This is a genomic window from Inquilinus ginsengisoli, assembly GCF_050434925.1.
Taxonomy (GTDB): domain Bacteria; phylum Pseudomonadota; class Alphaproteobacteria; order DSM-16000; family Inquilinaceae; genus Inquilinus; species Inquilinus ginsengisoli_B.
In genome coordinates, this window is sequence record NZ_JBNDJK010000001.1 from 2501 (window position 1) to 18884 (window position 16384).

Below are 16384 nucleotides of genomic sequence, written 5' to 3' on the forward strand. Positions count from 1 at the left end.
GACTCGCTTTCGCTGCGCCTACACCTCTCGGCTTAAGCTTGCTGCACACGCTAAGTCGCTGACCCATTATACAAAAGGTACGCCGTCACGGAACAAGTCCGCTCCGACTGCTTGTAGGCATCCGGTTTCAGGTCTCTTTCACTCCCCTCGTCGGGGTGCTTTTCACCTTTCCCTCACGGTACTGGTGCACTATCGGTCACTGAGGAGTACTTAGGCTTGGAGGGTGGTCCCCCCATGTTCAGACAGGATTTCACGTGTCCCGCCCTACTCATGGATCACACCCGGTTTACCCGTACGGGGCTATCACCCGCTATGGCCCGACTTTCCAGACGGTTCCGGTTATGTAGATGTGATCACTGGCCTGGTCCGCGTTCGCTCGCCACTACTAACGGAGTCTCGGTTGATGTCCTTTCCTCCGGGTACTGAGATGTTTCAGTTCCCCGGGTTCGCTTCCGTCACCTATGGATTCAGTGCCGGATACCGCATAAGCGGTGGGTTTCCCCATTCGGAAATCTGCGGATCAAAGGGTGCTCGCCCCTCCCCGCAGCTTATCGCAGCGTGCCACGTCCTTCATCGCCTCTCAGTGCCAAGGCATCCACCAGATGCCCTTAAACGCTTGATCTCAGCTTCTTCTACTAGAGAAGCACCGCGCACAGTGGCAAGCGCCCTGAACCCAGGACTCTCGGCACCATACATCGACGCCTCTCCCCGCAGCCGGAACAATCCTCGCCTTGTGACCAGTCAGGGCAAGCCCCTCAGGTCCAAGACGGCGATCGTTCCGTCTTCGCATTCTCTTCACAATGTCCAATATCCGCGATCACTTGCGCGATCTGCCACAGCTCCATCCGGAGCTGCGATCCGTCGTCTTCTCTCGTTCCAGCTTAACCTTTAGCGTGGCCTATCGCGCTTCGCGCTACTTGAGGCCTCATCGTCAGCCCCTCGTCTTCTCACACCATTTGGTGGAGGCGGACGGGATCGAACCGACGACCTCATGCTTGCAAAGCACGCGCTCTCCCAACTGAGCTACGCCCCCAAGGGTGGTGGGCCAGGGAGGATTTGAACCTCCGACCTCACGCTTATCAAGCGCGCGCTCTAACCAGCTGAGCTACTAGCCCTAAAAGCTTGATGAACCGGCGTCTGGCCTATCGCTTCGCTGCCGGAGACCAATCCCGAAGGATCAGCGCCGCAGCGTCGCTCGAGGCCAGCCGGTTCATCGGCTGGAACGGAGAAGGGATACGTGGCCGGCGGCCTTCAGCCTCATGATCGAGACCTAGGCTCCAACTGTCGGGCATCCTTAGAAAGGAGGTGATCCAGCCGCAGGTTCCCCTACGGCTACCTTGTTACGACTTCACCCCAGTCGCTGATCTCACCGTGGCCGGCTGCCCCCATTGCTGGTTAGCGCACCGTCTTCGGGTAAAACCAACTCCCATGGTGTGACGGGCGGTGTGTACAAGGCCCGGGAACGTATTCACCGCGGCGTGCTGATCCGCGATTACTAGCGATTCCAACTTCATGCACCCGAGTTGCAGAGTGCAATCCGAACTGAGACGGCTTTTGGGGATTAGCTCCAGGTCGCCCCTTCGCTGCCCACTGTCACCGCCATTGTAGCACGTGTGTAGCCCAACCCGTAAGGGCCATGAGGACTTGACGTCATCCCCGCCTTCCTCCGGCTTGTCACCGGCAGTATCTCCAGAGTGCCCAACTGAATGATGGCAACTGAAGAGGAGGGTTGCGCTCGTTGCGGGACTTAACCCAACATCTCACGACACGAGCTGACGACAGCCATGCAGCACCTGTGTGGAAGCCAGCCGAACTGAAGAACCCGGTCTCCCAGGCCCATACTTCCCATGTCAAGGGTTGGTAAGGTTCTGCGCGTTGCTTCGAATTAAACCACATGCTCCACCGCTTGTGCGGGCCCCCGTCAATTCCTTTGAGTTTTAATCTTGCGACCGTACTCCCCAGGCGGTGTGCTTATCGCGTTAGCTGCGCCACCGAACAGCAAGCTGCCCGACGGCTAGCACACATCGTTTACGGCGTGGACTACCAGGGTATCTAATCCTGTTTGCTCCCCACGCTTTCGCGCCTCAGCGTCAATACCAAGCCAGGTGGCCGCCTTCGCCACTGGTGTTCTTCCCAATATCTACGAATTTCACCTCTACACTGGGAATTCCACCACCCTCTCTTGGATTCAAGCTCGCCCGTATCAAATGCAGTTCCCAGGTTGAGCCCGGGGCTTTCACATCTGACGCAACGAACCGCCTACGCGCCCTTTACGCCCAGTCATTCCGAACAACGCTTGCCCCCTTCGTATTACCGCGGCTGCTGGCACGAAGTTAGCCGGGGCTTCTTCTCCCACTACCGTCATCATCGTCGTGGGTGAAAGAGCTTTACAACCCGAAGGCCTTCATCACTCACGCGGCATGGCTGGATCAGGCTTGCGCCCATTGTCCAATATTCCCCACTGCTGCCTCCCGTAGGAGTCTGGGCCGTGTCTCAGTCCCAGTGTGGCTGGTCATCCTCTCAGACCAGCTACCGATCGTCGGCTTGGTGAGCCGTTACCTCACCAACTACCTAATCGGACGCGGGCCCCTCTTCCGGCGATAAATCTTTCACCCGGAGGTCGTATACGGTATTAGCCAAAGTTTCCCTTGGTTGTTCCGTACCAGAAGGTAGGTTCCCACGTGTTACTCACCCGTGCGCCACTCCCCTTGCGGAGCGTTCGACTTGCATGTGTTAGGCCTGCCGCCAGCGTTCGTTCTGAGCCAGGATCAAACTCTCAGGTTCGACTTCAGATCCAGCCAGCTTGCGCCAACCAAACCCTACTAGTGGAGCGCTCCACCCCAGTCCGAAGACCGAGGCTGCACCTCACACACCTGAGCCATCCACGTCGAACCGGCTTGCACCCGCCCGACGCTCATGACTCTACTAGCGTCCGAGATACCGCGCCCGCTTGTTTGTGCCCTCCAACCGAAGACCAAACCGCCGGCCGCGTATCCCTTCTCCAATGCTTCTCACTTGTCCAAGATCCGTCGCCCTTACCACCAGCTTCCTGGCTCCAGAGCCGCATCCGCCCGTCGCGCCTTCCCCTTCCAGGGCCGGCCCGCCAGGGCGAAACGTCGATGTAGTGTCCCGACCCGGCTTTTGCAACCTTGTCTGGCTGCTCTCCGCTGCGTCTCTCTCTTTCGAGTTCGTCGCCGCGGCGTCGCCGTCGGTGGAGCGGTTTATAGGGGGGTGATCCGGACCACGCAAGAGCTTTTTTGCACTTCCGTGAATTTCTTGTCGGAGCCCCCGGAGGCCCTCTCAGAGCAGCCCGAGAGCCCTGAGTTCCTGCTGCAAATGGGCCGGCAGGTCGCTCTCCGACGACGTCCCGAGGTCGCGCGGCGCGGCGTCCGGGTCGAGATAGCGCCAGCCCTGGAAGGCGCGCAGCGGCCGGGCTTCCACCGCCGTCAGCTCCGGCTCGTAGAGCAGCCGGCAATAGGTGTCGCCGTCCTCGTCGGTCACCATGAACATGTCGAGGATCGGCTGGCGCACCAGGATGACATGGCGGATCACCCAGAAGATCGAGCCGCCGCCGATCAGGTCGTCCCGCCGGGTCGGCATGCGCTTGGTGTAGCCGTATACGACTTCGCGCCCGTCGACGACGTGGCGCCGGCCCTGCTGGACCGTGGCGAGCTGGGCCGGCTCGGAGATGCCGACGGCAACCTTCAACAGATGGACAGGCACAGTTCCTCCATGGCCGCGCCGTCGCGGCCACGTTTCGGGATGAATCAGGCGTCGCGGGCGATCAGCGCGCGGGCCGTCCTGGAGGCCGGCGGCCGGTCGAGCACGCCCGAGATGAATCGGGTGGCATCGAGCAGCCGGTCCAGGGCGACGCCGCTGGCGATGCCGAGGCCGTCGAGAAGATAGACCACATCCTCGGTCGCGACATTGCCCGTGGCGCCCTTGGCATAGGGGCAGCCGCCCAGCCCCGCCACCGCCGAATCGACCACGGCGACGCCCCGCTGCAGCGCCGCGTGGATGTTGGCGACGGCCATGCCATAGGTGTCGTGGAAATGGACCGCCAGCGACTCGCGCGGAATCCGCGCCGCCACGGCCTCGACCATCGCCACCGCCTTGCCCGGCGTGCCGACCCCGATGGTGTCGCCAAGGCTGATCTCATAGCAGCCGAGATCGAACAGGGCGGCCGAGACCTCGGCCACCTTCGCCGCCGGCACCTCGCCTTCATAAGGACAGCCGAGCACGCAGGAGACGTAGCCGCGCACCTTGAGCCCCGACGCCCGGGCACGCGCCACGACCGGGGCGAATCGGGCCAGGCTCTCGGCGATCGAACAGTTGATGTTGCGGCGGCTGAAGCTCTCCGAGGCGGCGCCGAACACCGCGATCTCGGCCGCCCCGGCGGCGAGCGCAGCGTCGAGGCCGGTCTCGTTCGGCACCAGCACCGGATAGGAGATGCCGGGCGCGCGCGCGATCCGGGCCATCACCTCCGCCGAATCGGCCATCTGCGGCACCCATTTCGGGCTGACGAAGGCACCGGCCTCGATCACCGTCAGTCCGGTGGCCGACAGACGATCGATCAGCCCGACCTTGGCCTCGAGCGGCACCACCGCCTTCTCGTTCTGCAGCCCGTCGCGCGGGCCGACCTCGACGATTCGGACCTTGGCCGGGAGCATGTCAGGCGGCCTCGAAGCCGATCAGGGCCACGCCTTCGTCGACCTGGTCGCCGGCGGCGAAGGGCAGGCTGGTGACGGTGCCGTCCGCCGGCGCGGCCACGGTGTGCTCCATCTTCATCGCCTCCAGCACGATCAGCGGCTGGCCCTTGGTGACCTTGGCGCCGGCCTCGACCAGCACCGCGATCACCCGGCCGGGCATCGGCGCGGTCAGCCGGTTGGCGGCGCCCGCCTCCTCGCCCGCATGGGCCAGCGGGTCGATGATGCCGAACACCCGGTCGGCACCGTCGCGGAGCACCGCGACGCGTTCGCCGGCCGCCACGATCGTCGCCCGCACGGTGCGGTCGCCAAGCCGGGCGGTCAGATCCCGCCCCGCCAGCGTGCCGCCGGCCTCGACCGGCCCGTCTGGCGCGCCGATCGACAGCCCGCCATGGCGGCGGTAGCGCACCGCCACCGGGATCTCGGCGTCACGGTCGGCCAGGCGCAGAACCTCCTCCGCCTCGTCATTCATCCGCCAGCCATCGGCCAGGCCCCAGGGGCTGGCGCGGTCGCGGGCCCGGCCGAGCACGAGCCCGAGGGCTGCGAGCGCGATGTCCTCCGAGGCGGCCGGAGCAGGCGGCGGCAGCAGCTCCGCCGCGTGGCGGCCGATGAAGCCGGTGTCGAGCTCGGCCGCGGCGAAGGCCGGGTGGCGCGCGATCGCGCGGAGGAAGTCGAGATTGGTGGCGAGGCCGGCGATCCGCGCCTGGTCCAGCGCCCGGGCCAGCCGCCGCACCGCCGCCGGCCGGTCGATGTCCCAGACGATCAGCTTGGCGATCATCGGGTCGTAATGGATCGAGATCGAATCACCCTGGCGCACGCCCGAATCGATGCGGACACGCGGCGGCGCCTCGGGCAGCGCCAGATGCGCCAGCCGCCCGGTCTGCGGCAGGAAGCCGGCCTGCGGATCCTCGGCATAGAGCCGGACCTCGATCGCCGCACCGTTGATGGCAAGATCGTCCTGGCCCAGCGGCAGCGTGCCGCCGGCCGCGACCAGCAGTTGCCATTCCACCAGGTCGAGCCCGGTGATCGCCTCGGTCACCGGATGCTCGACCTGCAGCCGGGTGTTCATCTCCATGAAGTAGAAGCGCCCGTCGGTGTCGAGCAGGAACTCGACCGTGCCGGCGCCGACATAGCCGATGGCCTGGGCCGCGGCGACCGCCGCCTCGCCCATCGCCTTGCGGATGGCGGGGTCGAGGCCGGGGGCCGGCGCCTCCTCCACCACCTTCTGGTGGCGGCGCTGGATCGAGCAATCGCGCTCGAACAGGTAGACGCAATTGCCGTGGCCGTCGGCGAAGACCTGGATCTCGACATGGCGCGGCCGGGCCAGGTAGCGCTCGACCAGCACCCGGTCATTGCCGAAGGAGGACGCGGCCTCGCGCTGGGCGCCGGCGAGCTGGGCGGCAAAATCCTCGGCCCGCTCGACCACCCGCATGCCCTTGCCGCCGCCGCCGGCCGAAGCCTTGATCAGCACCGGGAACCCGATCGTCGCCGCCTCCGCCGCCAGCCGGGCGGGGTCCTGGTCGGCCTCGTGATAGCCCGGCACCAGCGGCACGCCGGCCGCCGCCATCAGCGCCTTGGCCTCGCTCTTGCCGCCCATGGCCCGGATCGCGGCCGGCGGCGGGCCGACGAAGGTGATGCCGGCTTGGGCACAGGCCTCGGCGAATTCCGCATTCTCCGACAGGAAGCCGTAGCCGGGATGGATCGCCTGCGCGCCGGTCGCCTTGGCCGCGGCCAGGATGGTGTCGATCTTCAGATAGCTGTCGCGGGCCGGAGCCGGGCCGATGCGGATCGCGGCGTCCGCCTCGGCGACGTGACGCGCCCCGGCATCGGCGTCGGAATGGACCGCGACGGTGCGCAGGCCGAGGCGCCGCGCCGTCCGGATCACCCGGCAGGCGATCTCACCGCGATTGGCGATCAGGAGCGTGTCGAACATTCCGGCCCCGAAACTGCTGCTGGGTTCGGGCAACAATCTAACAGGGCCGGTCCGCGGCGCACGCGGGAAATCGAAACGCTATTTCGGCCGCCCGTCGGCCAGCACCAGCCGCGCGGCCAGGCCGAGGAAGACGATGCCGGTGAAGCCGTTCAGCAGCCGCGCCACGATCGGCCGCCGCGACAGCAGCCGGCCGAGCCCGCCCGAGGACATGCCGACCAGGGCGTTGATGGTGGTGCCGGAGATGTTGCCCAGCGTGCCCAGCACCAGGATCTGCAGCACCGCGCTGTGCGCCGGGTCGACGAATTGCGGCAGGAAGGCGATGAAGAACAGCGCCACCTTCGGGTTCAGCACGTTGGTGACCATGCCGTCGAAGAAGATCCGGCCCGCCGGCCGTGGCGGCAGCGGCCCGGCCGCGCGGAGGCCGGAGGCGGTGCTACGCAGCGCCTTCACGCCCAGCCACAGCAGATAGGCGGCGCCGCCCCAGCGCAGGATCTCGAAGGCGGTCGGCGAGGCGGCGAACAGCCCGGCGAGGCCCAGCGCCGCCGCCACAGTGTGCACCGCCGCGCCGCCGCCGATGCCGAGCGCCGCGGCCAAGCCGGAGCGCCGGCCGCGGGAAACGCCGTTGGCGAAGCAGAACAGCATGTCGGGTCCCGGCGTGAGGTTCAGCGCCAGGGCGGCGGCCATGTACAGCGCGAGCGTTGCCGGATCGAACATCGGAGCCTCGGATCTGCGGACGAAGGATCCTAGGCTCTCCGCCGGCGCCCGCCAGCTCCGGCGGACGCATGGCCGTCCCGCCCTAGAACCGGTCGGCGCGGTAGGGCGACGGGTCGACCACGGTCTCGCCGCCGATGATCATCTCGGAAAGCAGCCGGCCGGTGACCGGTCCCAGGGTGAAGCCGTGATGGGCGTGGCCGAAGGCAAGCCATAGCCCCTGGTGCCGCGGCGCCGGGCCGATCACCGGCCGCATGTCGGGCAGGCAGGGCCGCGCGCCGAGCCAGGGCTGCTCGTCGACCCGGGCCTCCAGCGGGAACAGCAACCGCGCCGCGGCCTCGGCGGCCTGCAGTTGCACCGGCGTCGGCGGCGCGTCACGCGGGCCCATCTCGACGCCGGTGGTCAGGCGCACGCCGCGCACCATCGGCGTCAGGAGAAAGCCCTGGTCGTCGTCCAGCACCGGCCGGTTCAGCACGGCGTTGCCGCGTGGCCGGTAATGCATGTGGTAGCCGCGCTTGACCGCCAGCGGCAGCCGGTAGCCGAGCGGCCGCAGCAGGTCGAGCGACCAGGGGCCGAGCGCCACCACCGCGTCGCGTGCCAGCACCGGGCCGTCCGGCCCCTGCAGGCTCCAGCCGCCTTCGGCCGGCTGCAGCGACCGGGCATCGGCCTGCACCAGGCGGCCGCCGCGGCGCAGGAACAGCTCGGCATAGCCCTTGGTCACGGCGCCGGGATCGGACACGGACACGGGGTCCTGCCAGTGCACGCCGCCGGCCAGACCGTCCGCCAGATGCGGCTCCAGCGCCCGGATCTGGCCCGGGTCCAGCACCCCGAAATTCAGGCTGTGGGCGGCCGCGACCGCCCTCCCCGCCTCGCCGGCCTCCAGGCTGCGGGCGCTGCGGTACACCGAGAGCCAACCGGTGTCGCGCGCCAGATGGGCGATGCCGGCCTGCTGCAGCAGCGGCCGGTGCTCGTCCAGGCAGCGCTCGATCAACGGCAGCATCGCCCGCGCCGCCTCGGCCAGGCGCGCCGGGGACGAATGGCGCCAGTACTGGAACAGCCAGGGCGCGATCCGCGGCAGGAAGGCCCAATGGTAGCGGGCGTCGATCCGCCGGTTCGAGGCATAGCGCAGCAGCTCGGTCAGCGACCGCGGGAAGGCGTAGGGCACGACGCTGGCGCGCTCGATCAGCCCGGCATTGCCGTGGCTGGTCTCCTCGCCGGGGCCGCGGCGGTCGACCAGCACCACCGATCGGCCGCGCGCCTGCAGATGCAGGGCGGTCGAGACCCCGACGATTCCGGCCCCGAGCACGGCGACATCGCTTCTGATCACGGTGACTTGCCTTTCTGAGCATGCCGTCCGGCCTGCCGATGCCCGCATAGCACATCCCGGAAAGGTTGGGAGGCGAGCGCCCGGAGCGGCCCGAGCAAAATCTGCGTCCTGGCGTGGTATAGACCATTGCCTTCACCCGGCAGCCATGGGCAGCATGGCCTGCAGCAGACGGCGCGTCGTCGATCGCAACGACCCGGCAGCCGGGCTGCGGGGACCGGACGGTCCCATTCCCGACAACCGCGAAGGCCCGACCGATGACGTCCCCGTTCCGACTCGAAACCTTCTGGCGGCCCGCCGAGGGCGGCGACTCGCTGAGCTACGCGCTGCGGCTGACCAACCAGTCGGACCGCACGGTCTCGGGCTTCAAGCTCTGTGTCAGCGGGCCCGCCCGGATCGACCCCGCCGCGGTGATCGAGGGCGGCACGCTGACCGCCCGGCTGTCCAACCATTCCGAATTCACGCCCGCGCCGGATCTGGAGCTGGCCCCCGGCACCAGTTGGACGATCACGGCACGGGGCCTGAGCTATCCGCTGCGCCATTGGACCGACGGCGCCACCACCGCCTATGTCGCGCTGGCCGATGGCTCGACCGCGCCGGTCGCCACCGCGCCGACGCATTCGGCCGCCGACAACGCGCCGCTGAAGCGGGGCACCCAGCGCTTCCCCGTCCCGGCCTCGGTGACGATGTCGATCTCGGGCACGACCCTCCCGGTGCCGGTCTCGGTGATTCCCTGGCCGGAAAAGGTCGCCGTCAGCGGCCGCCGCGCCGTTCCCGCCGGGCTGGCGCCGAAGGGCGAAGGTGCCGAAGCCGTGCAGGCCACCGCCGCCTTCGCCGAGCTGACCGCCGCGCTGTTCCCGGCCGAGGGCATCACGCGCCCCGAGGCGGAGGGCGGCCTGGCCGTCGATCTCGTGATCGAGCCGGGATTCGGCCCCGAGGCCTATCGCATCGCCTTTGCCGAGGATCGCGTCGTGCTGCGAGCCTCCACCCGCACCGGCCTGCTCTACGGGCTGATCACGCTCGGCCAGATCTGGCGCGGCGCCAGGCGCCATCCCGAGACCTTCCTGTTCCCCGCGGGCGGCGAGATCGAGGATTCCCCCGCCCATGGCTGGCGCGGGTCGCATCTCGACGTCGCCCGGCAGTTCTATTCCTCGGCCGAGGTCGCGCGGTTCGTGCAGCTGCTGGCCTGGAGCAAGATGAACCGCTTCCATTGGCACCTGTCGGACGACGAGGCCTGGCGCGTCGAGATCGAGGCCTATCCGGAGCTGACCCGGGTCGGTGCCTGGCGCGGCCACGGGCTGGCGCTGCCGCCGCTGCTCGGCTCCGGCCCGGAGCCGCAGGGCGGCTATTACAGCAAGCAGGCGATCCGCGACCTGGTCGCCCTGGCCGACCGGCTGGGCATCGTCGTGGTGCCGGAGATCGACATCCCCGGCCACTGCTACGCCGTGCTGCACGCCCTGCCTCATCTGCGCGATCCAGGCGAACATGGCGAGTACCAGTCGGTGCAGGGCTTCCCCAACAACTGCCTGAACCCGGCGCATGAGCCGGTCTACGGCTTCCTCGAGACCCTGTTCGACGAGCTGATCGCGCTGTTTCCGTCGAAGATCCTGCATGTCGGCGCGGACGAGGTGCCGCTGGCCGCCTGGTCGGGCTCGCCGCTCGCGCTCGACCGCCTGAAGGAGGCCGGCGGCGAGGCGCTGGCCGCGCAGCACGCCACGCTGGTGAACACGATCGGCAACAAGCACGGCGCCGACGCCATCGAAGGCTCGGCGACGGCCGTGCTGCAGGCCGGGTTCCTGCAGCGGGTCCAGCGCTTCCTGGCCTCGCGCGGCGTCGTTACCGGCGGCTGGGAGGAGGCGGCGCATGGCGACGTGATCGAGAAGGACAAGAGCTACCTGGTCGGCTGGCGGTCGGTCGAGGCCAGCGCCGAGCTGGCCGGCCGCGGCTACGGCGTCGTCGTCGCCCCGGGGCAGCGCTACTACCTCGACATGTCGCAGGGCACCGCCTGGTCCGAGCCGGGCGCCGGCTGGGCCGGCTGGTCGGGCCCGCGGGAGACCTATGAGTTCGAGCCCACCCGGGGCTGGACCGAGGACCAGTTGAAGCATCTGATGGGCGTGCAGGCCTGCATCTGGTCCGAGCCGATGACCGACCGCGCCGTGTTCGACCGGCTGGTGTTCCCCCGGCTGTCGGCCATCGCCGAGGCCGGCTGGACCCGGCGGAAGGCGAAGTCCTGGGCCCGCTTCAGCGCCCTGGCCGGGCTGATGCCGAATCTGTACGGACACTGGTCGGACTGATCTCCTGATAAGATGACCCCACGGGCAGCTCGACCCGACCCATCGGCCAGGCGAAGCCCGGGGGAGAACAGGGATGGGAGAGACCAGGATCGATGAGATCGCCGACGGCATCTATCGGCTGTCGACCTATGTGCCGGAGATCGCGCCGCCGGACGGCTTCACCTTCAACCAGTTCCTGATCAGGGCCGAGGAGCCGCTGCTGTTCCATTGCGGGCCGCGGCGGATGTTTCCGTCCGTCGTCGTCGCCATCGCCAAGGTGATAGCGGCGGACCGGCTGCGCTGGATCGGCTTCGGCCATGTCGAGGCCGATGAATGCGGCGCCATGAACGAATGGCTGGCGGCGGCGCCGCAGGCGCAGCTCGTGCAGGGCGGGATCGGCTGCATGGTGTCGATCAACGACATGGCCGACCGGCCGCCGCGGGCCCTGGCCGACGGTGAGGTGATCGACCTCGGCGGCAAGCGGCTGCGCCACCTCGATACGCCGCAGATCCCGCATGGCTGGGACGCCGGGCTGCTGTACGAGGAGACCACAGGGACGCTGCTGTGCGGCGACCTGTTCACCCATGTCGGCGACGGCCCCGCTTTGACCGAGAGCGACGTCGTGGGGCCGGCCCGCGCCGCGGAGGACATGTTCGGCGCCAGCGCCCTGACGCCGATGACGGCGCCGACGATCCGCCGGCTCGCCGGGCTGTCGCCGCGCACGCTCGCCATCATGCACGGATCATCCTTCCACGGCGACGGTGCGGCCGCCCTGAACGCGCTGGCCGACGACTGCGCGCTCCGGCTGCGGGAACAGTTGGATCGCCTGGCAGGCTGATCCCCGAACGCGCCGCCATCCCCTAATCTTGGGGGAGTGCGGCGGCGCCGCGATCCGACGACACTGCGGTCGCGCCTGGGGGGCGGGGATGCGCCGGCGCTGCCTGTGCCGCCGGTAACAGGCCGGCACGAGCGGCGCGGCGCATCCTCCGGCGCGGCAGAACAGGCGCCGGCGTTCCGGCGGCCGTCGTCGATCAACGAGGGATATGATGCGCAGCATCGACAGAGCGTTCTTCATCCTGGCCGTTCTGATGGGGCTGGCCGGCATGCTGCTGGGGATCCAGATGGGCATGGCCCATGACTTCCAGCTGGTGCCGGTGCATGCCCACATCAATCTCGTCGGCTGGGTCTCGCTCGCCCTGTTCGGGATCGGCTACCGGCTGGGCTTCGCCAAGTCCGGCGGGCTGGGCGTGCTGCATTTCTGGGTTGCCGCCGCCGGCGCCTTTCTGCTGCCGCTCGGCATCTACCTGGCCACGACCCGGCAGCAGGAGGCCGTGGTCATCATCGGCTCGCTGCTGACCGTCGCCTCGATGCTGCTGTTCCTGGTCAACGTCGTTCGGGCCTGGTCCACGCCGGCCGGCTGATCACTCCAGCCAGGACGGCTTGCGCTTCTCCAGGAAGGCGGCGACGCCTTCCTTGCCCTCGTCGCCGGCGCGGATCGCGGCGATGCGGCGGGCGCAATCCTCCTCGACCTCGGCCGGCGCCTTGCCGGCCACCGCGCCGACCAGGTCCTTGGCCGCCCGGACCGCCGCCGGGCCGTTGCCGCGCAGCGCCGCCAGGACCTGCCGCGCCGCCTCATCCAGCCCGTCGCCTGCCGCCAGCTCATGCACCAGGCCGAGGCGCCGAGCCTCGACCGCGTCGAAGCGCTCGGCGGTCAGGAAATAGCGGCGGGCGGCGCGGGCGCCGATGGCGCGCACGACATAGGGGCTGATCACCGCCGGGATCAGGCCGAGCTTGACCTCGGACAGCGAGAAGGCAGCCGCCTCGGTGGCGATGGCGATGTCGCAGCAGGCGACCAGCCCGACCCCGCCGCCATAGGCCGCGCCATGGACCAGGGCGACTGTCGGCTTCGGCAGCGTGTCGATGGTGCGCATCAGCGCCGCCAGCGCCCGGGCATCGGCCAGGTTCGCGGCCTCGTCATAGGCGGCCATCCGGCGCATCCAGTCGAGATCGGCGCCGGCCGAGAAGCTTTTGCCGGCGCCGCGCAGCACCACCGCACGGACGGACTCGTCGGCGCCCAGCCCGGCGAAGCCCGCCGTCAGCTCGGCGATGACATGCTCGTCGAAGGCGTTGTGGCGGTCCGGCCGGTCCATGAGGACCGTGCCGATGCCGTTCTCGATCTCGATCCGGACCGCGCTCATCGCACCACCCAGCTCAGCACCAGCAGACCCAGCAGCGCCCAGACGATGCCAGCCACGATCGACCGGGCGATGAAGGCGCGGACGGAACAGTACAGCAGGAACAGGCCGAGGATCAGCAGCGCGAAGGAGAAGATGGAGGCGTTCATCCCGATCGAGCGGGCCATGCCGCCGAGGAAATCGTTCACCGCGCCGCCGAGGCCGTCCACCACCCCACGGATCGCGCGAATGATGAAGCCGATCAGCCCGCCCAGCGCCTCGCCGAGCCATTCGAAGAAGTTGCTCTGAATCATTCCACTCACATCCGGAACACGCCGAATCGGGTCGGCTCGATCGGCGCGTTCAGCGCCGCCGACAGCGCCAGGGCCAGCACCCGCCGGCTGTCGGCCGGGTCGATCACCCCGTCGTCCCACAGCCGGGCCGAAGCGTAGTAGGGGTGGCCCTGCTTCTCGTACTGGTCGCGGATCGGCGCCTTGAACGCCTCCTCCTCCGCCTCCGGCCAAGTCTCGCCCTTGGCCTCGATGCCGTCGCGCCGCACCTGGCCCAGGACGTTCGCCGCCTGCTCGCCGCCCATCACCGAGATCCGGGCATTCGGCCACATGAACAGGAAGCGCGGCCCGTAGGCGCGGCCGCACATGCCGTAATTGCCGGCGCCGAAGCTGCCGCCGATCAGCAGGGTCAGCTTCGGCACCTGTGCCGAGGCCACGGCGGTGACCAGCTTGGCGCCGTCCTTGGCGATGCCGCCGCGTTCGTATTTCGAGCCGACCATGAACCCGGTGATGTTCTGCAGGAACAGCAGCGGAATGCCGCGCTGGCAGCACAGCTCGACGAAATGCGCGCCCTTCAGCGCGCTTTCCGAGAACAGGATGCCGTTGTTGGCGACGATGCCGACCGGGATGCCCCAGAGATGGGCAAAGCCGCAGACCAGGGTGGTGCCGTACAGCGCCTTGAACTCGTCGAACTCCGATCCGTCGACCAGCCGCGCGATCACCTCGCGCACGTCGAAGGGCTTCCGCAGGTCTGTGCCGACGATGCCGTAGAGGTCGGTGGCCGGGTACAGCGGCTCCGCCGGGTCGCGCAGGGCCACGGCCGGGCGCTTGACCCGGTTCAGGTCGCCGACGATGCGGCGGGCGATCGCCAGCGCGTGGTGGTCGTCCTGGGCGTAGTGGTCGGTGACGCCGGAGATGCGGCTGTGCACATCGGCGCCGCCGAGATCCTCGGCCGAGACCTCCTCGCCGGTCGCCGCCTTCACCAGCGGCGGGCCGCCGAGGAAGATCGTGCCCTGGCCCTTGACGATGATCGATTCGTCGGACATCGCCGGGACATAGGCGCCGCCGGCGGTGCACGAGCCCATCACCGCCGCGATCTGCGGGATGCCCGCAGCCGACATCGTCGCTTGGTTGTAGAAGATCCGGCCGAAATGGTCCCGATCGGGGAAGACCTGGTCCTGCAGCGGCAGGAAGGCGCCGCCGGAATCGACCAGATAGAGACAGGGCAGGTTGTTCTCGCGCGCGATCTCCTGCGCCCGCAGGTGCTTCTTCACCGTCAGCGGGTAGTAGGTGCCGCCCTTCACCGTCGCGTCATTGGCGACGATGACGCATTCCTGGCCGGAGACCGGGCCGATGCCGGTGATGATGCCGGCCGCGGGAACGTCCTCATTATAGACGCCGTGGCCGGCGAGCTGCGACAGCTCGAGGAAGGGCGCGCCGGGATCGAGCAGCCCGCGAACCCGCTCGCGCGGCAGCAGCTTGCCGCGGGCGACGTGCCGGTCGCGGGCCACCTGGCCGCCGCCCAGCTTGATCCGGGCGACGGTCGCCTGCAGGTCGTCGACGGCCGCGCGCATGGCCGCTTCGTTGTCCGCGGAAGGCGGCGGACCGGGGGTCGACCGCGCTGTTCAGCACGGGCATGGGCGGCTCCAGCTCAAGCCAATAGTGCCGCGCACCATGCCGGGCCGAAGGAGTCCGGGCAAGGGCAGAAAGATTGTTTCCGGCGAGCACCGATTCATGTCCGACAAGAAAGGGGGCCGAAGCCCCCTTTTTTCCCGTTTCCGTCGCTTTCAGAGCGCCGGGCCGATCACGGGCACTGCGGATCGCCCTTGGTGCACTGCGGCCCATTGGTGATGAGCTGGTTCGGCGCCCGGTAGACGTGGCGGTTCACGACCTGTCCGTCCGGTCCGACCACGGTGGTCGAGCTTTCGAGCGTCGACCCCGCCGGCACGTTGGCAGGCAGCGCGGCCGGGGCTCGGGCGTCCACCACCGTATCCTGCGGCTGGGCGCAGGCACCAAGCGCCAGGAGCGCAGCGAAACCGGACAGCAGGACGGTTCTACGAAGCGCGATGCTCATGGCACAATCTCCTCATTATCATTATCGGTCGGGCCGTGGACACGGCTTTACGCCGATACAACACCGGAAGGGTGGTTCAGGCTCCCATCAATTTCAACCTTGAAACCTGCTAAATAGTTCCCGCTTCGATTCGTTCGGTCATGACCAATCCGGATTGGGGATGGCCTGATAGGCTTGGCGCAGCGCGTCCGACCAGCGCTGACGCAGGCCGGAGAAGTAGGGATCGTCCTCGCCGACCCGCTTGCGCAGGGCCAGCTTCAGCGCGTCGCGGCGGTACAGCGCAATGTCGATCGGCAGCCCGACCGAGAGATTGCTGCGCAGGGTCGAATCCATCGACACCAGGCCGAGCTTGAGCCCGTCGATCAGCGGCGTCTCGAATCGCGCGGCACGGTCGAGGATCGGCTTGCCGTATTTGTGCTCGCCGATCTGCAGATAGGGCGTGTCGGCCGTCGCCTCGATGAAGTTGCCGGCCTGGTAGACCTCGAACAGCCGGCAGCGGCGCCCGGCGATCTGGCCGCCGAGCAGGAAGGAGGCGTTGAAGCCGCCGGCATGCTGCTCCATCGCCGGGCCGTCGCGGTTCCAGACCGCGCGCACCGCCTCGCCCACCAGCTCGGCGCAGCGGAACATCGACGGCGCGGTGGTCAGGCTCTCGCGCCCGTCGCCGGCGTCGACCGCCTCCGACAGTAGGGCGACCACGGATTGGGTGATGGCGAGGTTGCCGGCAGTGAGCAGCACCATCACCCGGTCGCCCGGCCGTTCCCAGATATGCATCTTGCGGAAGGTCGAGATGTTGTCGACGCCGGCGTTGGTGCGGGTGTCGGCGATCATCACCAGCCCGTCTTCGAGCAGCAGGCCGAGGCAGTAGGTCATGCGAAAGGGTCCGGGGTCATGGTGAAGGA

The 16384-nt window shown here is 68.5% G+C and carries 12 protein-coding genes, 2 tRNA genes, 2 rRNA genes and 1 pseudogene (1 of these 17 only partly in view); 3 read left to right on the forward strand and 14 right to left on the reverse strand.

Annotation, left to right across the window (positions count from 1 at the left end; all coding sequences use genetic code 11):
• From QFZ27_RS00015 to QFZ27_RS00055, 9 genes are all read right to left on the reverse strand, one after another.
• A 23S ribosomal RNA gene (locus QFZ27_RS00015) occupies positions 1–622 on the reverse strand; it reaches 2118 nt to the left of the window's first position.
• Positions 623–957: 335 nt separating this feature from the next.
• A tRNA-Ala gene (locus QFZ27_RS00020) sits at positions 958–1033 on the reverse strand.
• 5 nt (positions 1034–1038) lie between these two features.
• Positions 1039–1115 (reverse strand) — tRNA-Ile (locus tag QFZ27_RS00025).
• 183 nt (positions 1116–1298) lie between these two features.
• A 16S ribosomal RNA gene (locus QFZ27_RS00030) occupies positions 1299–2784 on the reverse strand.
• Together the 16S and 23S rRNA genes with 2 tRNA genes alongside form the textbook arrangement of a ribosomal RNA operon.
• Before the next feature lie 516 nt (positions 2785–3300).
• Positions 3301–3723: a DUF1489 family protein gene (locus QFZ27_RS00035; protein WP_429224033.1), complete on the reverse strand. Its 423-nt coding sequence runs from the start codon at positions 3721–3723 to the stop codon at positions 3301–3303.
• A gap of 44 nt (positions 3724–3767) precedes the next feature.
• Entirely contained in the window at positions 3768–4670 is a 903-nt protein-coding gene (locus QFZ27_RS00040) for a hydroxymethylglutaryl-CoA lyase (protein ID WP_429224034.1), read from the reverse strand.
• A 1-nt stretch (position 4671) separates the two neighbouring features.
• On the reverse strand, positions 4672–6639 hold the full coding sequence (locus tag QFZ27_RS00045; RefSeq protein WP_429224035.1) for an acetyl/propionyl/methylcrotonyl-CoA carboxylase subunit alpha: 1968 nt from the start codon (positions 6637–6639) through the stop codon (positions 4672–4674).
• A gap of 78 nt (positions 6640–6717) precedes the next feature.
• Positions 6718–7353 carry a LysE family translocator gene (locus tag QFZ27_RS00050; protein ID WP_429224036.1) on the reverse strand — a complete coding sequence of 212 codons (636 nt, stop codon included), beginning with the start codon at positions 7351–7353 and terminating at the stop codon, positions 6718–6720.
• A gap of 82 nt (positions 7354–7435) precedes the next feature.
• On the reverse strand, positions 7436–8677 hold the full coding sequence (locus tag QFZ27_RS00055) for an NAD(P)/FAD-dependent oxidoreductase (protein WP_429224037.1): 1242 nt from the start codon (positions 8675–8677) through the stop codon (positions 7436–7438).
• 254 nt (positions 8678–8931) lie between these two features.
• Between QFZ27_RS00055 and QFZ27_RS00060 the strand changes: the two genes are divergently transcribed.
• The 3 genes from QFZ27_RS00060 to QFZ27_RS00070 all read left to right on the forward strand — a co-directional run bounded on the left by QFZ27_RS00060 (position 8932) and on the right by QFZ27_RS00070 (position 12368).
• Positions 8932–10968, forward strand: coding sequence for a beta-N-acetylhexosaminidase (locus QFZ27_RS00060; RefSeq protein WP_429224038.1), 2037 nt, complete (start codon positions 8932–8934; stop codon positions 10966–10968).
• Positions 10969–11041: 73 nt separating this feature from the next.
• Entirely contained in the window at positions 11042–11785 is a 744-nt protein-coding gene (locus tag QFZ27_RS00065) for an oxygen-binding di-iron domain-containing protein (RefSeq protein WP_429224039.1), read from the forward strand.
• A gap of 208 nt (positions 11786–11993) precedes the next feature.
• Positions 11994–12368: a hypothetical protein gene (locus QFZ27_RS00070; protein ID WP_429224040.1), complete on the forward strand. Its 375-nt coding sequence runs from the start codon at positions 11994–11996 to the stop codon at positions 12366–12368.
• Here the strand turns inward: QFZ27_RS00070 and QFZ27_RS00075 are convergent, their stop codons facing one another.
• From QFZ27_RS00075 to QFZ27_RS00095, 5 genes and pseudogenes are all read right to left on the reverse strand, one after another.
• Complete coding sequence (locus QFZ27_RS00075) at positions 12369–13145, reverse strand: enoyl-CoA hydratase-related protein (RefSeq protein WP_429224041.1); 777 nt, start codon at positions 13143–13145, stop codon at positions 12369–12371.
• Positions 13142–13435: a hypothetical protein gene (locus QFZ27_RS00080; protein WP_429224042.1), complete on the reverse strand. Its 294-nt coding sequence runs from the start codon at positions 13433–13435 to the stop codon at positions 13142–13144. Before QFZ27_RS00080 ends, QFZ27_RS00075 begins: the two co-directional genes overlap by 4 nt.
• Positions 13436–13440: 5 nt before the next feature.
• A pseudogene (locus QFZ27_RS00085) lies at positions 13441–15049 on the reverse strand (carboxyl transferase domain-containing protein).
• A 166-nt stretch (positions 15050–15215) separates the two neighbouring features.
• Positions 15216–15485 (reverse strand): hypothetical protein, encoded by a 270-nt coding sequence (locus QFZ27_RS00090; protein WP_429224043.1) that lies wholly within the window; start codon positions 15483–15485, stop codon positions 15216–15218.
• A gap of 138 nt (positions 15486–15623) precedes the next feature.
• Positions 15624–16355, reverse strand: coding sequence for a proteasome-type protease (locus tag QFZ27_RS00095; RefSeq protein WP_429224044.1), 732 nt, complete (start codon positions 16353–16355; stop codon positions 15624–15626).
• Positions 16356–16384: the final 29 nt, after the last annotated feature.

Bases quoted from the DNA above. Each gene is read 5' to 3' on its own strand.
- QFZ27_RS00070 (WP_429224040.1), top strand. From the start codon at position 11,994: ATGCGCAGCATCGACAGAGCGTTCTTCATCCTGGCCGTTCTGATGGGG.
- QFZ27_RS00090 (WP_429224043.1), bottom strand. From the start codon at position 15,485: ATGAGCATCGCGCTTCGTAGAACCGTCCTGCTGTCCGGTTTCGCTGCG.
- QFZ27_RS00040 (WP_429224034.1), bottom strand. From the start codon at position 4,670: ATGCTCCCGGCCAAGGTCCGAATCGTCGAGGTCGGCCCGCGCGACGGG.
- QFZ27_RS00060 (WP_429224038.1), top strand. From the start codon at position 8,932: ATGACGTCCCCGTTCCGACTCGAAACCTTCTGGCGGCCCGCCGAGGGC.
- QFZ27_RS00065 (WP_429224039.1), top strand. From the start codon at position 11,042: ATGGGAGAGACCAGGATCGATGAGATCGCCGACGGCATCTATCGGCTG.
- QFZ27_RS00095 (WP_429224044.1), bottom strand. From the start codon at position 16,355: ATGACCTACTGCCTCGGCCTGCTGCTCGAAGACGGGCTGGTGATGATC.
- QFZ27_RS00045 (WP_429224035.1), bottom strand. From the start codon at position 6,639: ATGTTCGACACGCTCCTGATCGCCAATCGCGGTGAGATCGCCTGCCGG.
- QFZ27_RS00050 (WP_429224036.1), bottom strand. From the start codon at position 7,353: ATGTTCGATCCGGCAACGCTCGCGCTGTACATGGCCGCCGCCCTGGCG.
- QFZ27_RS00075 (WP_429224041.1), bottom strand. From the start codon at position 13,145: ATGAGCGCGGTCCGGATCGAGATCGAGAACGGCATCGGCACGGTCCTC.
- QFZ27_RS00080 (WP_429224042.1), bottom strand. From the start codon at position 13,435: ATGATTCAGAGCAACTTCTTCGAATGGCTCGGCGAGGCGCTGGGCGGG.